Raw genomic sequence first — 17417 nt, 5'->3', positions numbered from 1 at the left:
ATGTTTTAACAAATCAAAAGGGGTTTTAATAACTGGCTTAAAGCTGAAAGCTTTCCGGAACCCCCAGCCTAGCTGGGGGTTTTCCATAGACAAAAAAAAACCATCCGATTATGGATGGTTTTTTCTTAAAAAATACTATTAGCGTCAGGTTCGCTGGCGAACGGCTTCAAACAGACAAATCCCGGTCGCAACAGAGACATTCAGCGACGACACGCTACCGGCCATAGGAATGCTGATCAGCTCATCGCAGTGCTCACGGGTCAGACGACGCATACCTTCACCTTCTGCGCCCATGACCAGCGCCATGCGGCCAGGCATTTTGCTCTGATACAGCGTATGGTCAGCCTCGCCCGCCGTTCCGACAATCCAGATATTCTCTTCCTGCAACATGCGCATCGTGCGCGCCAGGTTGGTGACGCGGATCAATGGCACGCTTTCTGCTGCGCCGCAGGCGACTTTCTTCGCCGTCGCGTTAAGTTGCGCGGAGCGGTCTTTCGGCACGATTACCGCATGTACGCCTGCGGCATCGGCGCTGCGCAGACAGGCGCCAAGATTATGCGGATCGGTGACGCCATCGAGGATCAACAAAAAGGGGCGATCGTGTAATGCGATCAGATCCGGCAGATCGTTTTCCTGATACTGCCGGCCTGGTTTCACGCGAGCGATAATACCCTGATGCACGGCACCGTCGCTTTTCTCGTCGAGATATTGGCGGTTTGCCAGCTGGATAACCACGCCCTGGGACTCAAGGGCGTGAATCAGCGGCAACAGACGTTTATCTTCACGGCCTTTTAAAATAAAGACTTCCTGAAAACGTTCAGGGGCGCGCTCCAGCAGGGCCTGCACTGCGTGGATGCCGTAAATCATTTCGCTCATTAATGTACTCGTTGTTTACGTTTTGCCGGGGGCGCTACGCTTGCCCGGCCTACAGATAATTCACTCTCTTCTGTTTGAAGAGGGTATTGCTCACTCTGCCGCTTTTTTCTTCGCCGCACGCTTCGCTTTGGTCGCTGCGGCTATTTTCTGCGTTTTAGCCGATGGCTTTTTTGCTTTTCTCGCGTCTTTTTTCGCTGCTTTCGGCTTCGCTTTTTTCTCGCCGCGGAAGGCGCTATCAGGCTCGAAGTTAACTTTTTTACCTACCTGACGACGTTTACCGGCGTTTTTACTTTCACCTTTTTTCGCTTTTTCACGCGCCGTTTTGCCGACGTTACGCGGTGCGCGCTCGCTGGAGATCAGGCTAAAGTCAATTTTCCGTTCGTCCATATTCACCGCTTCGACGCGTACCTCGACCCGGTCGCCCAGGCGATATGTCTGCCCACCGGACTCGCCAATCAGACGTTGCCCTACCTGATCGAAGCGATAGTAATCGTTATCCAGTGAGGAAACGTGTACCAGCCCATCGATAAACAGTTCATCAAGACGGACAAAGAAGCCGAAACCGGTGACGCTGGCAATCACGCCCTTAAAGACGTTGCCTACCTGATCCAGCATAAAGTCACATTTCAGCCAGTCGGAGACATCACGCGTCGCTTCATCAGCGCGGCGTTCCGCCATCGAACAGTGCTGGCCGAGCTGCAACATCTCTTCCATCGAGTAGTGATAACCGCCCGTTTCTGTGGTGTTGCCCTTGTTCCCTTGCTCTTTCGCCAGCAGGTACTTAATGGCGCGGTGCAAAGAAAGATCCGGATAGCGGCGAATCGGCGAGGTAAAGTGCGCATAAGACTGCAACGCCAGGCCAAAGTGCCCGCGGTTTTCCGGATCGTAAATCGCCTGCTTCATTGAACGCAGCAGCATAGTTTGCAGCATTTCGGCGTCCGGCCTGTCGGCAATCGATTCAAGCAGTTCGGCATAATCGCGCGGTTCCGGTTTATTTCCGCCCGGCAGCTCCAACCCCAGCTCCGCCAGTACGGAGCGGAATGAGGTGATCGCTTCGGTGGTGGGCTTATCATGAATACGGAATAGCGCCGGCTCTTTAGCTTTTTCGACAAAGCGCGCCGCCGAGATATTCGCCATGATCATGCACTCTTCGATAAGCTTATGCGCGTCATTACGCTGGGTCTGTTCGATACGCTCAATGCGACGTTCGGCGTTAAAGATAAACTTCGCCTCTTCGCTCTCAAACGAGATCCCCCCGCGCTCTTCACGCGCTTTATCCAGCACTTTGTAGAGGTTGTGCAGCTCTTCAATATGCTTCACCAGCGGCGCATATTGTTCACGCAGATCCTGATCGCCCTGCAGCATATGCCAGACTTTGGTATAGGTCAGACGCGCATGGGAGCTCATCACCGCTTCATAGAATTTGTAGCCGGTCAGCCGACCTTTTGCCGAGATGGTCATTTCACAGACCATACACAGCCTGTCAACCTGCGGGTTTAGCGAACACAGACCGTTGGAGAGCACCTCCGGCAACATTGGGACAACCTGTGACGGGAAGTAAACCGACGTGCCGCGATTGCGCGCCTCGCGATCCAGCGGCGTTGGCGGCCGTACATAATAGCTCACATCAGCAATAGCGACCCACAAACGCCAGCCGCCGCCGCGTTTTTTCTCACAGTAAACCGCGTCGTCAAAGTCACGGGCATCTTCGCCATCAATCGTGACCAGCGGCAAATCGCGCAGATCGACACGACCGACTTTCGCCTCTTCCGGCACCTCTTCTTTCAGCCCGGCGACCTGCTGCTCTACCGCCTGCGGCCAGATGTAGGGTATTTCATGGGTACGCAGCGCCATATCAACCGCCATACCGGTGCCCATATTGTCGCCCAGCACTTCGACGATTTTCCCTACCGCTTTAGTACGGCGAGTTGGACGTTGGGTCAGTTCAACCACGACCACGAACCCCATCCGCGCGCCCATGACGTCTTCTGGCGGGATAAGAATGTCGAAGCTGAGACGGCTGTCGTCCGGCACCACAAAGCCGACGCCCGCATCGGTGAAATAACGCCCGACTATCTGACTGGTTTTCGGTACCAGTACACGGACGATACGCGCTTCGCGGCGACCTTTACGATCGGCGCCCAGCGGCTGCGCCAGCACCTGATCGCCATGAATACAGGTTTTCATCTGCTCGCTGGAAAGATACAGATCGTCTTTGCGGCCTTCGACACGTAAGAAACCGTAACCATCACGATGACCGATCACGGTGCCTTTCAGCAGGTCGAGGCGTTCCGGCAGCGCATAGCACTGGCGGCGGGTAAAGACCAGTTGTCCGTCGCGCTCCATCGCGCGCAGGCGGCGACGCAAGGCTTCAAGCTGCTCTTCGCCTTCAATATTCAGTTCTACGGCCAGTTCTTCGCGACTGGCCGGTTTTTCACGTTTCGTTAAATGTTCGAGGATAAATTCCCGGCTCGGGATAGGATTCGCGTATTTTTCTGCTTCGCGTTCCTGGAAAGGATCTTGTGACATTGAGGTTCCTCCATTGTCATCTCTAATGAAGTTTACTTCACTCCACCAGTAATAATTTATAAAGCGGTTGATTCTCTTCAACCAAATCGGCAAGCGTGTAGTTATCCAGCTCCTTGAGAAAACTCTGCACGGCCTTAGAAAGCGCCTGTTTCAGACGACAGGCAGGGGTGATGTGGCAAAATTCGCTGCTACAGTTGACCAGTGATAAGGGTTCCAGCTCACGCACCACATCGCCAATACAAATAGTATTAGCCGGTTTACCCAGGCGGATACCGCCATTTTTTCCCCGAACGGCAGTGACAAAGCCCGCCCGGCTAAGCTGATTGATAATTTTGACCATATGATTACGGGACACGCCGTAGACTTCTGTCACCTCAGAAATGCTGGTCATTCGTCCATCTGGTAACGACGCCATATAGATTAGCGCACGTAAGCCGTAATCGGTGAAACTCGTTAACTGCACATCAACCTCAGGAAAAGGGAAAACGGGAAAAATACATTTATATTGATGATAAACCAGCCACAAGCTGTGTCGCTAATTTATTTCAGTTCGGGGAAGGAAAAAAGCGAGGATTTAACACTGTGTCGGATAGCGTAATGGCTTACCCGACACAGCAATGTATCACACTGTTAGCCCGGCAAGCAAAATATCTGCCAGGCGTACCAGATTTACGCGTCGAACGGATCGCGCAGAATCATCGTCTCAGTACGATCGGGGCCGGTAGAAATAATATCAATCGGCACGCCGGTCAGTTCTTCAATACGCTTGATGTAGTTCAGTGCCGCCTGCGGCAGACCGCTACGATCTTTCACGCCGAAGGTGGATTCAGACCAGCCCGGCATAGTTTCGTAAATCGGCTCTACACCTTTCCAGTCGTCAGCTGCCAGCGGAGTGGTAGTCACTTCGCGGCCATCCGGCATACGATAAGCCACGCAGAGTTTCACCTCTTTCAGGCCATCCAGCACGTCCAGTTTGGTCAGGCAGAAGCCAGACAGGGAGTTCAGCTGTACCGCACGACGAACGGCAACGGTGTCCAGCCAGCCGGTACGACGACGACGGCCGGTAGTGGCGCCGTATTCGTTACCCTGCTTGCAGAGGAACTCGCCGGTTTCATCGAACAGTTCGGTCGGGAACGGACCTGCACCTACACGAGTGGAGTAAGCTTTGAGGATACCCAGAACGTAATCAACATAACGCGGGCCCAGGCCGGAACCGGTCGCCACGCCACCTGCAGTGGTGTTAGAAGAAGTTACGTACGGATAAGTACCGTGGTCGATATCCAGCAGGGTACCCTGCGCACCTTCAAACATGACGAAATCGCCACGCTGACGCGCCTGGTCGAGCAGGTCCGAAACGTCAACAACCATAGAAGTCAGGATGTCGGCAACAGCCATCGTATCATCCAGAACTTTCTGGTAATCAACCGCTTCAGCTTTGTAGTAGTTAACCAACTGGAAGTTGTGATATTCCATCACTTCTTTCAGTTTTTCAGCGAAGGTTTCTTTGTCGAAAAGGTCACCAACACGCAGACCGCGACGTGCCACTTTATCTTCATAAGCAGGCCCGATTCCACGACCGGTGGTGCCGATCGCTTTCGCGCCACGCGCTTTCTCACGCGCGTTATCCAGCGCAACGTGATAATCAAGGATCAGCGGACAGGCTTCAGACAGCAGCAGACGCTCACGAACGGGGATGCCACGGTCTTCCAGTTCTTTCATCTCTTTCATCAGCGCGCTCGGAGACAGCACAACACCGTTACCGATGATGCTGGTTACATTCTCGCGAAGAATACCTGATGGAATAAGATGGAGAACGGTTTTTTCACCGTTGATTACGAGAGTATGGCCTGCGTTGTGACCGCCCTGGTAGCGTACAACATATTTAGCCCGTTCAGTCAGAAGATCGACGATCTTTCCTTTACCTTCGTCACCCCATTGGGTGCCCAGTACGACGACGTTGTTACCCATTTTTCAAAATCACCGTTTGCTTAAAAATGGATTCTACCATCGCTTTTTCAGATATACAGCACTTTTTGCACTCAATCTGCGGCAAATCCGACCACTTTTTGCTCAGCCAATCGTTTTCCTCAACATGTAGTAGACCACAACTCCCGCGACCACAAGTCCGCCGCCAAAACGACGTAAAACATTTTCCGGCAGTTGCGCCAGTGCCGAAACCATTTTTTTCCATGCGCCGGGATACAGCATCGGTCCCAGCCCTTCGAGGACTAATACCAGAGCAAGCGCCAACCAGATTGTTGAATTCATTTATCGCCCTTATAAAAGAAAACCACCGGCATCCTTTGGATGCGGTGGTTTTGCTGGTCTAAAACCGCTGACGCTATTTTAGCGTGTCGTCGAACTCGGTGTCTTCATGTAGCGGAAGAAATCGCTGTCCGGGCTCAGTACCATCACGTCCTGATTACCTTCGAAGCTCTTCTCGTAAGCGCGCAGACTACGAATGAACGCGTAGAAATCAGGGTCCTGGCTGAACGCGTCGGCAAACAGCTTCGCGGCTTCAGCATCACCTTCACCACGCATGATACGCCCCTGACGCTCGGCTTCCGCCAGAGTTTTCGTCACCTCATAGTCAGCAGCCGCACGCAGTTTTTCCGCTTCTTCCTGACCTTGTGAACGATGACGACGCGCGACCGCTTCACGCTCGGCGCGCATACGGTTGTAAATCGCCTCAGAAACCTCGGTCGGCAGGTTGATCTGCTTAATACGCACATCGACCACTTCGATACCCAACGCCGCCATACTGTTCGGGTTGATGACCGGTACTTTACCTTTGGTTTCCGCCGTGACGCGTTCCGCCGCTTCGGCAATCGCGTCATCCGCCGCCGGGGTCGCCACTTCATCATCGGTACCGGCTGAACCGGAGTTCAGCGCGTCGCGCACTTCCAGAGTCAGACGACCACGAGAATCGGTCACGATGTCTTTTACGTCCAGGCGACCAATCTCAGAACGCAAACGGTCCGAGAATTTACGTTTTAACAGCACTTCGGCTTGCGAAATATCGCCGCCGCCGGTCGCCAGATAGTAACGGCTAAAGTCGCTGATACGCCATTTGATGTAGGAGTCGACAATCAGGTCTTTCTTCTCTTTAGTCACAAAGCGATCGGCCTGGTTATCCATCGTCTGGATACGCGCATCAAGCATTTTCACTGATTCAATAAACGGGATCTTAAAGTGCAGACCCGGCGCGTAAACCAGCGGTTTGTTCTCATCGTCACGCAGAACTTTACCAAAACGCAGCGTAATGCCGCGCTCGCCCTCTTTGACCACAAAGACGGACATGTAGAGCACTACCAGCACGATGATGATAATCGCAATAACTGACTTACGCATCGTTATTCCCCCTGACGCTGGTAGTCGTTACGCTGCGCATTCGCGCGGCGTTGGTCCATAATATCGCCCTGATTTGAGGACGACGTGTTGCTTGCTCCGCTGGCGTTAGAATTTGTGGACGGCGGCAGGCGCAGCAGGTTGCTGGCGCTATTGTCGCTCTTTGCCGCCGGCGCATTCCCGCCTTTCAGCATCTGATCTAACGGCAGCACCATTAAATTACCGCTCTTGTCGTTAACCAGTACTTTACGGGTATGGCTCAGCACTTTTTCCATCGTTTCAATATACAGACGCTCGCGTGTAATCTGCGGCGCGGCTTTATATTCCGGCAAAATCTTCGCAAACCGGGCGACTTCACCCTGCGCTTCCAGGATAGTCTGGGTTTTATAGGCGCGTGCCTCTTCCAGAATACGCTGCGCCTGACCGTTGGCGCGCGGCTGAACTTCGTTGGTATACGCTTCCGCTTCACGAATGTACTGCTGCTCGTTTTCACGTGCGGCAATCGCGTCGTCAAAGGCGGCTTTCACCTCTTCCGGCGGGCGCGCAGCCTGGAAGTTCACGTCCAGCAGGGTAATCCCCATGTTGTACGGTTTGATAGTCTCTTCCAGCTCGCGTTGGGTATCGCTACGAATAACGGTACGGCCTTCGGTCAGGATGCGATCCATCGTGTATTTACCAATGACGCCACGCAGCGCGCTGTCGGTGGCCTGACGCAGGCTATCGTCCGGGCTGGTCACGCTAAACAGATATTTCTGCGGATCGGTGACGCGGTATTGCACGTTCATTTCAACGCGCACGACGTTTTCATCAGACGTCAGCATCACGCCTGACGCCGCCAGTTCGCGCACCGCTTCGACGTTCACCGGCGTGACGTCGTCAATAAATGTCGGCTTCCAGTTCAGACCTGGCTCTACCAGATGGCTGAATTTACCAAAACGCGTCACAACGCCACGCTCGGCTTCTTTAATGGTATAAAAACCGCTGGCCGCCCAGATAATGACTACTGCCGCCGCGGCGATGGCGACAATACGGCCTCCCAGTTGCGGACGCGGGCCTTGCGATGAGCTACCGCCGCCGGAACCGGTGCCTTTACCGCCCCCAAAACCACCGAGTTTTTTACTCAGCTTACGGAAGATATCATCCAGATCGGGAGGTCCCTGATCGCGGCCACCTTTGTTTCCATTTCCCCCAGAGTTGCTGCCAGGTTTGCTGCTTCCCCACGGGTCGCGGTCCTGTCCGTTATTACCGGGCTGATTCCACGCCATGTTTGTGCTCCATATTTGTTATGCGGTGATCCCCGTTGTCTTTCGACCTCAGAGGATAAGGCGAAATTACTCCATGCTTCAGACGAACCGCCGTTACAGACATCATCTTTCAGACTGCGTCCTGAGTGGCGGCTTTTTTACCCCAGGTCACTTCGTTGTGAGCTCCTGAAATTCTCTCAGCTACCGCTTCAATACGACCTGAATGACTTCGCGTCTAGATCACGTATTCGATCAACGCCGGTTCTTGTTTACAGAGGCGACGCCAGTCGACAATCGGCATTCGTACCTGCAGACTGACGCTACCGTCTTCCTCCATCCACTCTTTTTCTATTGCCTGAAGCTGATAAAACCGGCTTCTCAGACGCCCTTCCTGCGGCGGCAAACGCAGCGTATGCTGCGCCACCTCGCCGGAAAGACGCTCCGTCAAAGCCTGAAAAAGCTGTGGTATCCCCACGCCGCTTTGCGCTGAAAGCCAAACGCGGATGGGTTTATTCTCTTCATCTCTGTCGATACGCGGTTCAAAGTCGTCCAGCATATCGATTTTGTTCATCACCATTAAGGTGGGGATTTCGTGAGCGTCAATCTCTTCAAGAACGGTGTTTACCGCCTCGATGTTTTCCTGCACACGAACATCCGCCGCATCGACCACATGCAGCAGCAGCGTCGCCTGACGCGTCTCCTGCAGGGTAGCTTTAAAGGCAGCCACCAGATCGTGCGGTAAATGGCGGATAAAGCCTACCGTATCCGCCAGAACGGTTTCACCGACATCCGCTACATCAATACGACGTAACGTCGGGTCCAGCGTCGCAAATAGCTGATCTGCCGCATAGACCCGCGCTTCAGTGATCTGATTAAAAAGGGTGGATTTTCCGGCGTTGGTATAGCCCACCAGCGATACCGTCGGAACATCGGCCTTGATGCGCGACTGCCGCCCCTGCTCACGTTGCTTCTCAACTTTCTCCAGGCGCGACTGAATCTGCACAATGCGATTACGCAGTAAACGACGGTCGGTTTCGAGCTGGGTTTCACCCGGACCGCGCAAACCAATCCCGCCTTTCTGACGTTCAAGGTGGGTCCAGCCACGCACCAGACGCGTAGCCAGATGGCGTAGCTGCGCCAGCTCAACCTGCAACTTACCTTCGTGGGTTCGCGCACGTTGGGCAAAAATATCTAAGATAAGACCGGTGCGATCGATAACCCGGCACTCGCACAAACGCTCCAGGTTTCGCTCCTGGGCTGGACTCAATGCATGATCAAACAATACGACCGCTGCGCCAGTCGCTTTCACGGCTTCCGCAATTTCAACTGCCTTACCTTCACCTACAAAGTACTTCGGGTGCGGTGCTTTACGGCTACCGGTAATCACCTGCATTGCTTCGACACCGGCGGAAGAGACCAGAGATTCAAACTCCTGGAGGTCTTCCATATCTTTGTCTTGCGAAAAATAGATGTGTACCAGTACCGCCTGCTCACCGGCATCATAACGGTCAAACAAGCGTAAACCCTCTTAATAACCAGCGGGGGCGATTATCCGACGCCCCCGACATGGATAAACAGCGCGTGAACTTATTCAGTCTCTTCGCTGTCCTGTTGCGCAGTAGAACCCTGCGCGTTGCTACCGTGATGGTAGTTATTGCTGGCGCCGCCACCGGCATTGTTGCTGTGATGGGAAACCGGGCGAGACGGGACAACAGTAGAAATCGCGTGCTTATAAACCATCTGGCTGACCGTGTTCTTCAACAGGATCACGAACTGATCAAAGGACTCGATTTGACCTTGCAGCTTAATACCATTCACCAAATAAATAGAAACTGGAACACGTTCCCGACGCAATGCGTTCAGGAACGGATCTTGTAAAGATTGCCCCTTAGCCATTCTCTTTTCCTTATATGCTTATTTGTACTTTGAACCTTTCGATTCTGAAAAATTGCGCACGATACGTCTCAATTGTACACATTCAGTCTGCGATAGCACCAACAACCTGTAATACTTCTTTTCGCGCCCGATCGGGATTCTCACTGTCAAGCCAGCGCACCCCTTCCCAACCGCGCAACCAGGTCATCTGGCGCTTCGCCAACTGTCTCGTGGCGCAAACACCTCTATAAACCATTTCATCATATGGGATTTCGCCCTCAATGTATGACCACATCTGGCGGTATCCCACACAACGGATGGAAGGCAAGTCCGTATGCAAATCTCCTCGGGCAAAAAGCGCCCGGACTTCTGCTTCAAAACCTGAAGCCAACATCTGATGAAAACGCAGTTCAATGCGCTGATGGAGCAGTTCACGGCTCGCCGGGGCGATAGCGAACTGATGCACCTGGTACGGTAGCGCGTCTCCTGACGTTTGCGTTAGCTCCGTTAAAGTTTTACCCGAAATGAAAAAAACTTCCAGTGCCCGGGAAAGTCTTTGCGGATCATTTGGATGAATTCGCGCGGCGGCAACCGGATCTATCTCCTGAAGTTGCTGATGCAACGCCTCCCATCCAAGCTCCGCTGCTTGCTGCTCTATCCGGGATCTGACTTCCGGATCTGCTGAAGGCAGCGGCGATAACCCTTCCAGCAATGCCTTAAAATACAGCATGGTACCGCCCACTAACAGCGGGATACGCCCCGCAGCGGTGATCTCCGCCATTTGCGCTAACGCGTCGCGGCGAAAATCCGCCGCCGAATACGCCTGCGACGGGTCGCGTATATCCAGCAGTCGATGCGGCGCCGCTTTCAGCTCATCGGCATTCGGCTTAGCCGTGCCAATATCCATTCCCCGATAAATGAGGGCGGAATCAACGCTTATCAACTCTACTGGCAAAACTTTACGCAGTTCTATCGCCAGCGCCGTTTTGCCGGAGGCCGTCGGCCCCATCAAAAATATCGCCTTAGGCAGGCTCGCCTTGCTTACATCATTCATGCTTCAGGGCGTTCATCGCCGAATGTAAATCAACAGGTTGTAACAGGCCACCCGGCGGCGCTTTTACCAGCTGCGGACATAGCCGCTCAACATCCGCCAGCAGCGATATGGCCTGCGCCATCGACCACTGCGGATGTTCGCTCTGCACATTACGCGCTATCCATTGTGCAATATTGACCGTTGCAAATGTGGTCTGTTGCGCCAGGTAGCCTATCAGTTCAGGAATCAAGATTTGTAAATTTTGTTGTCGTAAGGGTAAAGGCACCGCCCGAATGGTCACATGCTGCGCATCTGACTGAAATTCAATACCCAATTCTCCCAACAAAGATTGGGCTTTTTGCAGCGCGGCTTTTTCATCGGCGCTCACTTTTAAACGCAGCGGAATCAGTAACGGCTGCGCGCAAACCGGACTTTGACCCGGTGTAAGCTGCGCCTGACGCAGCCAACGCTCCGCAACCGGCAGCGACAAGAGCTGGATAGTCCCCGCGTGTTCCAGCAACGCGCAGTCACCGCCGACTATTGTCAGTACGCGACCGAAACTCTGGCTATGTCCGTCAAGCGCAGGCGCAACCGGCTCCGGCGCAGGGCTCGTCGCCGGCGTCTGTAAAAGCGCGCGATAAACCTCGCCCTGCTGCTTCTGATAACCTGGCTGAGCGTGCGGCCAACCACCAGCGGTCTGACGCCCGCCGTTACCGCCCGATGCGCCGCCGGAATAACGCGGTGTCGCGGGCTCGCGCGCCGCAGTTGGCTCGGCGGGTACAGCAAAATGGTTGCGCCCGGCGGCGATACGGTTTTCCGGGACATGCCGCGGCGCTGGCGCAATCTCCTCCAGCGGCAGCGTCGTTTCCGTCTGCTGTTGCAGAACGCTCAGCACCCCTTGATAGATGAAGTCGTGCACCAGCCGGGATTGATGAAAACGCACTTCGTGCTTGGCGGGATGAACATTGACATCCACCTGATGCGGGTCAATCTCCAGATACAGCACAAACGCAGGCTGTTGGTCCGCGCCCAGTTTATCTTCACAGGCCTGGCGAATGGCATGGTTGATCAAGCGGTCGCGCATCATGCGGCCATTCACATAACAGTACTGGATCTCCGTTAACGCCGTGGTGGTGTGATTCGGATCGGCGACCCAGCCGCGCAGGGTCAGATCGCCATGCTGCCACTCGATCGCCAATGCCTGTTCGAGAAACGGCGTCCCGCAGATGGCGCCTAACCGGCGCTCTTTTTGCCCGTCCTTTGCGACAGCGCGATACTGCCGTACCAATTTGCCGTTGTGCGACAGGTTAAGCGTGACGTCAAAACGGGCCAATGCAATACGACGGATGATCTCATCGATGTGATTAAATTCCGTTTTTTCGGTACGCATGAATTTGCGCCGGGCGGGCGTATTATAAAAGAGATCCAGAACTTCCAGGGTGGTGCCGACCGGGTGCGCGGCGGGTTTTACCGTCACGTCCATGTCGCGCCCTTCCGCATACGCCTGCCAGGCTTCCGCCTGCTCCGCCGTGCGCGACGTTAGCGTCAAACGCGAGACCGAACTGATACTGGCCAGCGCTTCGCCGCGAAATCCCAGACTGATAATCGCTTCCAGATCGTCAAGCGAGGCGATTTTACTGGTGGCATGACGGGCCAGCGCCAGCGCCAGCTCCTCTTTTTTAATGCCGCAGCCATTGTCGCGAATACGAATAAGCTTCGCGCCGCCACGCTCGATATCGATATCAACGCGGGTAGCGCCTGCATCCAGACTATTCTCTACCAGCTCTTTAACAACCGACGCAGGGCGTTCCACCACTTCGCCAGCGGCGATTTGGTTCGCAAGCTGCGGCGGCAGAACCTGAATCGGCATGAAATCTCCTTAATTCGCGGCGGTTATGGCGCCAGGCTGGTTGGTACTGGCCGTCTGGCCTGGGCCGCCCTGCGGCGCAGACTGGATCGGATGCGCTGCAAAGTACTTACGCAACCCCCGGTATATAGCGTCAGCAATCTGCTGCTGATAGCGGTCGCTCGCCAGCAATCGCTCTTCGCCGTGATTACTGATAAAGCCCGTCTCCACCAAAATGGACGGGATATCCGGCGAACGCAACACGCCCAAGCTCGCGTGTTCCGGGCGACGTTTATGCAGCGACCCCACACCATCCAGTTGGCTTAGTACGTTCGTCGCCACATCATACCCTACCCGCTGCGAATGACCGAATTGCAAATCCAGTACCGCTTGGCTCAGGTAAGGGTCTGACTGACTGTTCGCCAGCACATCGCCAGCGCCGCCTAACAGTTCGGATTGCTTCTCATGCTGCTCAAGCCAGTTTGCCATTTCGCTGTTCGCGCGACGATTGGACAATACCCAGACGGAGGCGCCGGTGGCATCGCGATTTGGCGCGGCATCCGCATGAATAGAGACAAGGAAGTTGGCGTTTTGCTTACGCGCCACGTCAGACCGCCCCATCACCGAAATAAAATAGTCGCCGTCACGCGTCAGCACGCCTTTAAACATCGGATCGTTATTCAGTAATGTGCGTAACTTACGCGCGATAGCGATGGTGACATTTTTCTCGCGCGTACCGCCCGGGCCTATCGCACCGGGGTCCTGGCCTCCATGTCCGGCATCAATAGCAATCACCACTTTATCGCCAGCGCCTGCCGACGCGCGCGCCGCAGGCCGCGTAACGGTATTGCTGCTGGTTACGCCGGTCAGGCGATCATCAGAAGATTTAAACGGATTACGGGCAGGCTCCGTCGGGCGGGGCGCGCTTTCAACCCGTTTCGCGACGACAGGCGGTGGTGGTGGCGGCGGAACATCGGCATTAATAGTGAAAATGACCGTATAGTTGCCGCCGTTTTGCCGCTTCACAGCCTCGGTTTTACCATTTTCCGTCAGATCGACAAGCAACCGTAAAGATTGCGCATCTTTCGGCGTTCCGGCACGGATCGTTTTCACCAGATTGTTACCGCTAAACTGAAGCGGCAGCCCCTGAATCACGCCGGTCTGCCTGATATCCAGCGCCACGGTACGTTTACCGTCCTGTGAGTAAGCATATTCCGGCTCGCCGATAAAACTCAGCGTAATGCGCGCCTGCTGCTCGCCGTTGGAAACCTGAATATCAGAGAGACTGGCGGCGCCCGCCTGCGCGCACAGCAGGATTAAGGCTGCTATTACGGCATTTTTGATGCGATAAATCATCCCGCCACCTTTATAGCTAATCGGCTAAACGCGCCAGTAACGAATGACCCGATGAGGATACCGCGCTTACGCGAGCCTCACGCCCCTGCGCCTGGTAATCAATATGGATTTCGACGTCCGGGTCGGGGAGAACGCCTTTACCTTGTTGCGGCCACTCCACCAGACAAATGGCGTCGTTGGCGAAATAATCGCGAATGCCCATAAACTCCAGCTCCTCCGGGTCCGCAAGACGGTATAAGTCGAAGTGATATACCATCATGTTATCAAGCGTATAAGGCTCTACCAGCGTATAGGTGGGGCTTTTTACATTACCGTTATGGCCTAACGCCTGTAAAAATCCCCGGCTAAACGTCGTTTTACCGGCACCTAAATCGCCATACAGATAAATAACGGTCGCGCCATCGCAGGCGTTGGCTACCCGTTGCCCCAGGTCTAGCGTCGCCTGTTCGTCAGGTAGCGGAATTACTCGATTCATCATGGTTTACGTCAATCACATCAGGGTTAACAATACGCCGCAGCGTAGTAAAAAGATCGGTCGCCAACATGCCGCGAGCGCCATAACGCGCTGCCAGTAAGTCCGCCGCCGCGCCGTGAGCCACACATCCCACACATGCCGCATCATACGGGGTAAACTTCTGTCCGAGCAATGCGCCGATGATGCCGGACAGGACATCGCCCATCCCGCCGCTCGCCATCCCTGCATTACCAGCGTCAATGATAGCCAGAGAGTGGTGTTCAGCGGCAATAATCGTTCCTGCGCCTTTTAACACGACCACGCCTCCGTACCGTTTTACCAGACGCTGTGCTGAAAGTAAGCGATCACTTTCAATTTCTGCCACAGAACATCCTAACAGGCGGGCCGCCTCTCCCGGATGCGGCGTAATCACGCGATTGTGACGTTTATCAGGATTGATTGCCAGTAGGTTCAACGCATCCGCATCCCACAGCATAGGTTTACGGACGTTTTCTACTTTCTGTAAGGCTTTTTTGCCCCATTCCTGCTGCCCAAGCCCCGGGCCGATCACCACAACGTCAGCCCAGGTCAGGCTCTCTTCCAGCGACTGAGGCGTGAGTTCATGTACCATCAGTTCCGGGCGGGCCGTCAGCAACGGCGCGATGTTTTCACCGCGAGTCAGTACTCTGACCAACCCAGCCCCCGTACGCAGCGCCGCCTCGCCAGCCATCCGAATTGCGCCCGCTGTTCCCTGGTCGCCGCCAATAATCGCCAGACGACCATGATCGCCCTTATGCGAGGTCGGTCGACGCGGCGTTAGCCATTGCCCCAACTGCGTCGCGTCAAAACGCCGGAGCGGCGGCGTCTGGCTTGCCAGCCAGCCTTCCAGTCCCAACGCGTCATAATGCAGTATGCCGGTAACGTCACGCGCTTTGCCGGTCAGCAGGCCTGGTTTCAGGGCGATAAACGTGACCGTATGCGCGGCGCTTATCACCGCGCCAGGCGTGGCGCCCGTTTGCGCCAGCAGGCCTGACGGGATATCGACGGCGACAACCGGCGCAGGATGGGCGTTCGCCTGTTCAATCAGACCGGCTACCGAGTCGCGCGGCGCCTGGGCTATGCCGGTGCCAAGCAGCGCGTCGATAATCAGATCCGTCGCTTCCGGCCAGATAATATCGGCAGCATGGATAATGCCGCCGGCATTCAGCCAGGCATCGCGCGCCTGCGCCGCTTCTTCAGGCAACGGTTTGTCGCTCTCCTGCGCCAGCAACGTTACGCTAATGCCCGCCGCTTGCGCTAGTCGCGCCACGACGTAACCATCGCCGCCGTTGTTGCCATGACCACACAACACCAGCCAGTGTCGGGTGTCAGGATAACTGTCACGGGCTACCCGAAATGCCGCGTCGCCAGCGCGCAGCATCAATTCATAGAGTGTGAGTCCGAAGGCATCCGCCGCATCGCGTTCCAGCCGTTTGATGTCATCGGCGGGCCAAATGGAGTGTGGTATACTTACAGGGTTTTTCTTCATGTTATGGTCCATCATGTCAAAGCCCCTCGATCTCAATCAGTTAGCGCAAAATATTAAGCAGTGGGGGCTGGAGCTGGGCTTTCAGCAGGTCGGTATTACTGATACCGATCTGCGCGCATCCGAACCTGCGCTGCAGGCGTGGCTGGACAAACAATACCACGGCGAGATGGCATGGATGGCGCGCCACGGTATGATGCGCGCCCGGCCTCATGAACTCTTACCCGGTACGCTACGTGTCATCAGCGTGCGCATGAACTATCTGCCCGCCAACGCCGCGTTTGCCAGTACGTTGAAGGATCCCACGCTGGGCTACGTTAGCCGATATGCGCTGGGGCGTGATTATCACAAGCTATTACGCAGCCGCCTTAAAAAACTGGGCGAGCAGATCCAGCAGTACTGCGGTTCGCTGAATTTTAGACCGTTTGTCGACTCTGCGCCTATTCTTGAACGCCCATTAGCGGAAAAAGCCGGACTTGGCTGGACGGGTAAGCACTCACTTATCCTTAATCGGGAGGCGGGCTCATTCTTTTTCCTGGGGGAACTGCTGATTGATTTACCGCTGCCGGTCGACCAGCCGGTCGAGGAAGGTTGCGGCAAATGCGTCGCCTGTATGACCATTTGCCCGACCGGGGCGATCGTCGAACCGTATACGGTGGACGCGCGGCGCTGTATTTCTTATCTCACCATTGAGCTGGAAGGCGCTATTCCGGAAGCATTTCGCCCACTGATAGGCAACCGTATTTACGGCTGCGATGACTGCCAGCTTATCTGTCCATGGAATCGTTACTCTCAGTTGACCGACGAAGCAGATTTTAGCCCACGCAAGGCGCTGCATAACCCAGATTTGCTTGAGTTGTTTAGCTGGAGCGAAGCGCAGTTTCTGAAAGTCACTGAAGGTTCTGCGATTCGGCGCATTGGCCATTTACGCTGGCTGCGCAATGTTGCCGTCGCGCTGGGGAATGCGCCGTGGAGTAATGCCGTCATTACGGCGCTGGAAAGCCGCAAGGGTGAGCATCCACTTCTCGATGAGCATATCGAATGGGCGATTGCGCAACAAATTGAAAAGCGCAACGCCTGCATCATTGAAGTGCAGCTACCGAAAAAACAGCGTCTGGTCAGGGTGATTGAAAAAGGGCTGGTGCGCGATGCCTGAATTATTCACAGGCTGTGTATAAAAATAAAAACACATTGCGATTCAAGAGAGAAAAAAGGAATAGTCAATAACGCTAACGTTTTGAAATCTTATTTTTTCTATATTTTTCAGTAAATTATAGAAATTCTACGCGTCAGGTATGATTTTTTGCATTCCAGGAGTAATGGGCCAACCT

General features: G+C 54.7%; 15 protein-coding genes. 1 reads left to right on the top strand and 14 read right to left on the bottom strand.

Annotated elements, in window-relative coordinates; genetic code table 11:
• Positions 1–144 precede the first annotated feature (144 nt).
• The 14 genes from rlmB to nnr all read right to left on the bottom strand — a co-directional run bounded on the left by rlmB (position 145) and on the right by nnr (position 16104).
• Positions 145–876 (bottom strand): 23S rRNA (guanosine(2251)-2'-O)-methyltransferase RlmB, encoded by a 732-nt coding sequence (rlmB, locus tag ACLJR2_RS12705; RefSeq protein ID WP_001293274.1) that lies wholly within the window; start codon positions 874–876, stop codon positions 145–147.
• 90 nt (positions 877–966) lie between these two features.
• Complete coding sequence (gene rnr / locus ACLJR2_RS12700; RefSeq protein WP_000076357.1) at positions 967–3405, bottom strand: ribonuclease R; 2439 nt, start codon at positions 3403–3405, stop codon at positions 967–969.
• 37 nt (positions 3406–3442) lie between these two features.
• The gene (gene nsrR, locus ACLJR2_RS12695) at positions 3443–3868 is read right to left on the bottom strand and encodes a nitric oxide-sensing transcriptional repressor NsrR (RefSeq protein ID WP_001177632.1); all 426 of its coding nucleotides are present in this window, start codon (positions 3866–3868) and stop codon (positions 3443–3445) included.
• A gap of 206 nt (positions 3869–4074) precedes the next feature.
• Positions 4075–5373, bottom strand: coding sequence for an adenylosuccinate synthase (purA, locus tag ACLJR2_RS12690; protein ID WP_000527972.1), 1299 nt, complete (start codon positions 5371–5373; stop codon positions 4075–4077).
• A 102-nt stretch (positions 5374–5475) separates the two neighbouring features.
• Positions 5476–5673, bottom strand: a complete 198-nt coding sequence (locus ACLJR2_RS12685) for a DUF2065 domain-containing protein (RefSeq protein WP_001089290.1) — start codon at positions 5671–5673, stop codon at positions 5476–5478.
• A 78-nt stretch (positions 5674–5751) separates the two neighbouring features.
• Positions 5752–6756 carry a protease modulator HflC gene (hflC, locus tag ACLJR2_RS12680; RefSeq protein ID WP_001232417.1) on the bottom strand — a complete coding sequence of 335 codons (1005 nt, stop codon included), beginning with the start codon at positions 6754–6756 and terminating at the stop codon, positions 5752–5754.
• A gap of 2 nt (positions 6757–6758) precedes the next feature.
• Positions 6759–8018: an FtsH protease activity modulator HflK gene (hflK, locus tag ACLJR2_RS12675; RefSeq protein WP_000312506.1), complete on the bottom strand. Its 1260-nt coding sequence runs from the start codon at positions 8016–8018 to the stop codon at positions 6759–6761.
• A 214-nt stretch (positions 8019–8232) separates the two neighbouring features.
• Positions 8233–9513: a ribosome rescue GTPase HflX gene (hflX, locus tag ACLJR2_RS12670; RefSeq protein WP_000460338.1), complete on the bottom strand. Its 1281-nt coding sequence runs from the start codon at positions 9511–9513 to the stop codon at positions 8233–8235.
• A 71-nt stretch (positions 9514–9584) separates the two neighbouring features.
• Positions 9585–9893, bottom strand: a complete 309-nt coding sequence (hfq, locus tag ACLJR2_RS12665) for an RNA chaperone Hfq (protein ID WP_001051875.1) — start codon at positions 9891–9893, stop codon at positions 9585–9587.
• A gap of 82 nt (positions 9894–9975) precedes the next feature.
• Positions 9976–10926 (bottom strand): tRNA (adenosine(37)-N6)-dimethylallyltransferase MiaA, encoded by a 951-nt coding sequence (gene miaA / locus ACLJR2_RS12660; RefSeq protein ID WP_001000732.1) that lies wholly within the window; start codon positions 10924–10926, stop codon positions 9976–9978.
• On the bottom strand, positions 10919–12775 hold the full coding sequence (mutL, locus tag ACLJR2_RS12655) for a DNA mismatch repair endonuclease MutL (RefSeq protein ID WP_001122558.1): 1857 nt from the start codon (positions 12773–12775) through the stop codon (positions 10919–10921). Before mutL ends, miaA begins: the two co-directional genes overlap by 8 nt.
• A gap of 9 nt (positions 12776–12784) precedes the next feature.
• On the bottom strand, positions 12785–14107 hold the full coding sequence (gene amiB / locus ACLJR2_RS12650; protein WP_000640354.1) for an N-acetylmuramoyl-L-alanine amidase AmiB: 1323 nt from the start codon (positions 14105–14107) through the stop codon (positions 12785–12787).
• Between the two features lie 16 nt (positions 14108–14123).
• On the bottom strand, positions 14124–14585 hold the full coding sequence (gene tsaE / locus ACLJR2_RS12645) for a tRNA (adenosine(37)-N6)-threonylcarbamoyltransferase complex ATPase subunit type 1 TsaE (protein ID WP_000981990.1): 462 nt from the start codon (positions 14583–14585) through the stop codon (positions 14124–14126).
• The gene (nnr, locus tag ACLJR2_RS12640) at positions 14557–16104 is read right to left on the bottom strand and encodes a bifunctional ADP-dependent NAD(P)H-hydrate dehydratase/NAD(P)H-hydrate epimerase (protein WP_000968679.1); all 1548 of its coding nucleotides are present in this window, start codon (positions 16102–16104) and stop codon (positions 14557–14559) included. The genes tsaE and nnr overlap by 29 nt, the downstream gene beginning before the upstream one ends.
• Between nnr and queG the strand changes: the two genes are divergently transcribed.
• Positions 16103–17242 carry a tRNA epoxyqueuosine(34) reductase QueG gene (gene queG / locus ACLJR2_RS12635; RefSeq protein ID WP_001670426.1) on the top strand — a complete coding sequence of 380 codons (1140 nt, stop codon included), beginning with the start codon at positions 16103–16105 and terminating at the stop codon, positions 17240–17242. The two genes, nnr and queG, sit on opposite strands and share 2 nt — an antisense overlap.
• Positions 17243–17417: the final 175 nt, after the last annotated feature.

This window comes from Salmonella sp. SAL03688 (assembly GCF_046551895.1).
Lineage (GTDB): Bacteria > Pseudomonadota > Gammaproteobacteria > Enterobacterales > Enterobacteriaceae > Salmonella > Salmonella enterica.
The sequence above is the reverse complement of the archived record's forward strand: the minus strand, read 5'-3'. Positions and strand labels throughout refer to the sequence as shown.